The sequence below is a fragment of the Nostoc sp. UHCC 0252 genome (genome assembly GCF_034931145.1).
Taxonomy (GTDB): domain Bacteria; phylum Cyanobacteriota; class Cyanobacteriia; order Cyanobacteriales; family Nostocaceae; genus Nostoc.
Genome location: NZ_JAYGHE010000028.1, coordinates 1 through 5,750 on the forward strand (window position 1 = coordinate 1; position 5,750 = coordinate 5,750).

Sequence of the window (5,750 nt, forward strand, 5' to 3'; positions counted from 1 at the left end):
TATTCTCATCAATTCAAAAAATGCTGTAACTGTTTCTGGATCTTCAGGGAGTTTATCTACATCTAATAATTTTTATTCTAAAGGTAAAAGTGGTGACATTGTTATAAACACCAAGATATTTCGCGTATTAAATGGTGGTGTCATAGATGCAGGCACTAAAAATTATCAAAGAGGTGGCAATATTACAGTAAATTCAAATATTTTTGAAGTAGATAACCAAGGCAAACTTCACGCCGAATCTGATTTAAGTAACGCTGGTAATATCAGAATCAACAGCAATTTTCTCTTACTCCGCCGTGGCGCTCAAATTTCTACCGACTCATATACAAAAAACGGCGGTAACATCAATATAAATTCCAAATATATCATTGCAATTCCCGACGAAAACAGCGATATCAGTGCTAACGCTTTTAAAGGAAGAGGTGGAAATATCCAAATTAACTCGCAAGCTATCTTCGGTATAGAGCCACGTCTAAAACTAACCGATAGAAGCGATATTACTGCCATTTCAGAATCGAATGTTTCTGATTTAAAAAATGTCAATACATCCAATAACAATATTCAAAACAGTTTTGCTGGATTATCACAGAACGCCATCGACACTAATGCACTGATTGCCAATAGCTGTATTTCACGCGGCATCAAGCAACAAGAAAACTCTTTTACTATTACAGGTTCTGGTGCTTTGCCCACCGATCGTCCTGGGGTTTTGGTTTCTAGGTATACAACTGGTGAGGTAAGAGGTGTTGAAATTGCATCCCATCTTTGGAAAAAAGGCAATCCGATTGTTGAAGCCCAAGGGTTGCATCGATTACCCAATGGACAATTAATCTTGAGTCGAAGCTGTTAAAAGGCGTTGCTGAATAGAAGTAGGAATGCTGCGATCGCAGCAGACAAACTCATTTAACTATATTTTACCTAATTGTGGATTGTATTTTAGTTCTTCAAGGAAAATACTTATGAATAAAGTACATCATATTCAAATAGCCAGAATTCAAAGTATTCTTTATTATTTATGCCTAATATCGACCATAAGCAGCCATTCACCAGCGAAAGCCCAAATTGCACCCGATAATACCTTGGGTGCAGAAGCTTCCCAACTTAATGAAAATCTGTTAATTAATGGTGGTGCAAAACGCGAAAGTAATCTTTTTCATAGTTTCAGTGAGTTTAATATCCAAGATGGGCAACGAGTGTATTTTGCCAATCCTACTGGAGTAGAAAATATATTGGCACGGGTAACAGGTAGGAATGCATCGAATATTTTCGGGACATTAGGTGTTGATGGTGCAGCAAATTTATTTTTGATTAATCCGAATGGGATTGTGTTTGGGGAGAATGCACAGTTAGATGTGCAAGGAAGTTTTGTCAGCACAACAGCCAATGGAGTGCAGTTTGGTAATCAAGGAAATTTCAGTGCTACCAATCCTCAAGCACCATCATTATTGACAGTCAATCCTTCGGCGTTATTTTTTAATCAGATTAATCAAGGTGCAGCAATTCAAAATAACTCACTTGCATCGGCAGGAATAGATCCCGCAGGTTTTGATACATTTGGTTTACGAGTCGGAGATGGTAAAAGTTTGCTGCTAGTAGGCGGTAATGTCAACATGAATCGTGGCTGGTTAAATGCTTATAGCGGGAGAGTTGAATTAGGAGGATTAGCAGAACCTGGAAACATCAATCTTGTTTTAGATGGGGATCATCTCAGTTTGAAATTTCCTGAAAATGTGACTCGTGCAGATGTATCGCTTATTAATAACGCATCTGTGTACGTAGAAGGTGCAGGGGGCGGTAATATTGCGATCAATGCCCGAAATATAGAGATATTAGACAGAAGCGGACTTAATGCTGGTATTGGGGTGAGTTTGGGGCAACCTGAGACGATCGCAGGGGATATTATCCTTAATGGAACTGGAGAAATTAAAATTGCTGGTTCAGAGAGTAAAGTTGTCAATTTAGTTCATCAAGAAGCAAAAGGCAGTGGGGGTAACATTACCATTGATTCTGGTTCTTTCTTATTACAAGACGGTGCTATGCTGTCTGCCTCAACTTTTGGGCAAGGAAATGCGGGGAATGTGACAGTAAGTGCAAAAAATGGTGTATCTATTGCAAATGCTAACATTTTCAGCACGGTGGAAGCCGGAGGTGTAGGTAAGGGTGGCAATATCAACATCAATGCAGCAACTCTATTACTCACTGATTCCGCTCAACTGCAAACTTCTACTAGTGGTGCATCAGATACCCAAACAGCAGGAAGAGGGGATGCAGGCAATGTCAATATTAAGGTAGCAGGTACTGTTGATATTGCTGGGGGAAAAAACGGTTTTGTCAGTGCAATTAACAGCTTTGTGGAACCGGGTACAGTTGGCAATGGAGGTAATATTACCATTGATGCTGGTGACTTCTCATTACGAGATGGCGCTCAACTTTCTGCCTCAACTTTGGGAGAAGGGAATGCGGGGAATGTGACAGTGAGTGCAGCAAATAGTATTACCCTTGCAAATCAGGCTTCTATTTTAAGTGCAGTGGAAGCCGGAGGTGTAGGTGATGGTGGCAATATCAACATTGATGCAGCAACTTTATCACTCATTGATGGCGCTCAACTTTCTGCCTCAACTTTGGGAAAAGGGAATGCGGGGAATGTGACAGTGAGTGCAACAAATAGTATTACCCTTGCAAATAAGGCTTCTATTTTAAGTGCAGTGGAAGCTGAAGGTGTAGGTGATGGTGGCAATATCAACATCGATGCAGCAACTTTATCACTCACTGATGGCGCTCAACTTGTTGCCTCAACTTCGGGACAAGGGAATGCGGGAAACGTGACAGTAAATGCAAGAAATGCTGTTTTGCTTGCAGATTCTGGCATTTTTAGCACAGTGCAAGCCGGAGGTGTAGGCAAGGGTGGCGATATCAACATTGATGCAGCAACTTTATCACTCACTGATGGCGCTCAACTACGAACCATTACTGCTAAAACATCAGATACCCAACCAGCAGGAAGAGGGGATGCAGGTAATGTCAATATTAAGGTGACAGGCACTGTTGATATTGCTGGGGAAAAAAACGATTCTTTTAGTGCAATTAACAGCTTTGCAGACGTGGGTACAGTTGGCAATGGAGGTAATATTACCATTGATGCTGGTGATTTCTCATTACGCGATCGCGCTGTCATGTCTGCCTCAACCTTTGGACAAGGCAATGCAGGGAATGTAACAGTGAGTGCCAAAAATTCTATTACCATTGCAAATGCTGCCATTCTCAGCAGGGTATCAGCCGGAGGTGTAGGTAAGGGTGGCGATATCAACATCAATGGAGCAACTTTATCACTCACTGATGGCGCTCAACTGCAAACTTCTACTAGTGGTGCATTAGATAGCCAACCAGCAGGAAGAGGGGATGCAGGTAATGTCAATGTTAAGGTAACAGGTTCTGTTGATATTATTGGGCAGAAAAACGGGTTCTCTAGTTCAATTAACAGCTTTGTGGATGTGGGTACAGTTGGCAATGGAGGCAATATTACCATTGATGCTGGTGATTTCTCATTACGCGATCGCGCTGTACTGTCTGCCTCAACTTTTGGACAAGGGGATGCAGGGAATGTAACAGTGAGTGCAAAAAATTCTATTACCATTGCAGATGCTGCCATTTTCAGCAGGGTGTCAGCCGGAGGTGTCGGCAAAGGTGGCGATATCAACATCAATGCAGCGACTTTATCACTCATTGATGGCGCTCAACTGCAAACTGCTACTAGTGGTGCATTAGATACCCAACCACCAGGAAGAGGGGATGCAGGTAATGTCAATATTAACGTAACTGGTGCTGTTGATATTGCTGGCGATAAAAACGGTTTTTTCAGTTCAATTAGCAGTTTTGCAGACGTAGGTACTGTTGGCAATGGAGGTAATATTACCATTAATTCTGGTAACTTCTCATTACGCGATGGTGCTTTACTTTCTGCCTCAACTTATGGACAGGGTAATGCGGGAAATATTCATATTTATGCCAAAAATACACTAACTGTTTCTGGAACTGGTCAAAGGACTGGATTTTCTAGTGGTTTATTTACATTTACTAATTCTAATTCTATTGGCAGGGGTGGTAACATTACCTTAAATACAAATATTTTTCACATTTCTAACGGTGCTTTATTGGATGCACGTACCAGAAATAATCAAGACGGTGGCGATATTACGATAAATACGAATATTTTTAAAGCACTCAATGGTGGGCAACTCACCACCACTACCTCAAACGATGGGCGTGCAGGTAAAATTACTGTTAATGCTGGTGAAGAGGTAATAATTGATGGTAGTGATTTGGATTTTGAGAACCGACTTCGTAACTTTCCTAACACGGTAGTAAATATTGGTGCTGATAGTGGCTTATTTGTCAGTTCTACAGGTTCAGGAATTACAGGAGATATCGAAATCAACTCCCCCAAAATTACCATAGACAACCAAGGTAAACTCAACGCCGAATCTGCATCAAGTAACGGTGGTAACATTAAAGTTGATAGCGACTTACTCTTACTTCGTCGTGGCGCTCAAATCTCTACCAGCGCTACAACAGACAAACTAGACGGCAATGGTGGAAACATTAGTATCAACTCCAGATTTATCGTTGCAGTTCCCAACGAAAACAGTAATATCAGTGCTAACGCCTTTAGGGGAAAAGGCGGAAATATCAAAATCAATTCGCAAGGTATCTTCGGTATCCAGTCGCGGACAGAATTAACTCAAAAAAACGATATTACGACAAGTTCAGAATTAGGTGTTTCTGGAGCCACAAATATTAATGCACCCGATAACAGTTCGATTCAAAACAGTTTCACCGGATTATCACAGAATGCCATCGATACCAATGTATTAATTGCCAATAGCTGCATTTCACGCGGCATCAAGCAACAAGAAAACTCTTTTACTATTATAGGTTCTGGTGCTTTGCCGGCTAATCGTCCTGGGGCTTTGGTTTCTAGGTACGCAACTGGTGAGGTGAGAGGTGTTGAAATTACATCCCGTCCTTGGAAAAAAGGCGATCCGATTATTGAACCACAAGGATTATATCGATTATCCAATGGGCAATTAATCTTGAGTCGAAGTTGTTAAACTGAAATACTGCATATATTGGGAAAATTTGATGTGCAGTTTTCTGTACAAGCATAAGACAAATTAGGCACTTTTATGTGCATAAAAGGTAAATGTATTTTCTAGCCTTTTCCCCTAGTCTTAGTCTTAAAGAAACGGTTAATGAATTGAAATTACTTTAACTCAGATTGAGAGGTTGATTATGTTTTATAAACTAGTTCATAACATCATTTTAGCAACTCTTTTGATATTGCAAAAATTCAAAGAAACTGCTTTTATTGTTAAATATTTATATTATATCATGTCCGGTTAAATAATTGTCATTGCGAACGAAGTGAAGCAATCCCAAAAGCCTTGCGATTGCTTCGTTCCACTTCGTTACACTCGCAATGACATATCACAAGTAATTTGCCGGACATGATATTACAACTATTTTCACGTAAATAGACCATACGTTAGGGGCACAGCAATGCTGTGCCCTGACGACAGATGTGGTTCAAATAGATGAAAAATGCTTTAATAATGCGATCGCTAAGTCAGTTGGGGAGAATTATTATAAATATGCGTACAAAGCATACGTGTATCTAAAATCCTTATAGCGGTTCTTGTTTACGTGAGGTACACCCGTAAGGGCACGGCAGTGCCCATACGTGTCAACTTAAC

Annotated in this window: 1 protein-coding gene and 1 pseudogene; both read left to right on the forward strand. The window is 40.5% G+C overall.

What is annotated here, in order from left to right; all coding sequences use genetic code 11:
• A pseudogene (locus VB732_RS16970) lies at positions 1-850 on the forward strand (hypothetical protein); the annotation flags it as partial.
• Between the two features lie 109 nt (positions 851-959).
• A complete protein-coding gene (locus VB732_RS16975) occupies positions 960-5,108 on the forward strand; it encodes a filamentous hemagglutinin N-terminal domain-containing protein (protein WP_323232036.1) in 4,149 nt (1,382 codons plus the stop codon).
• Positions 5,109-5,750 lie beyond the last annotated feature (642 nt).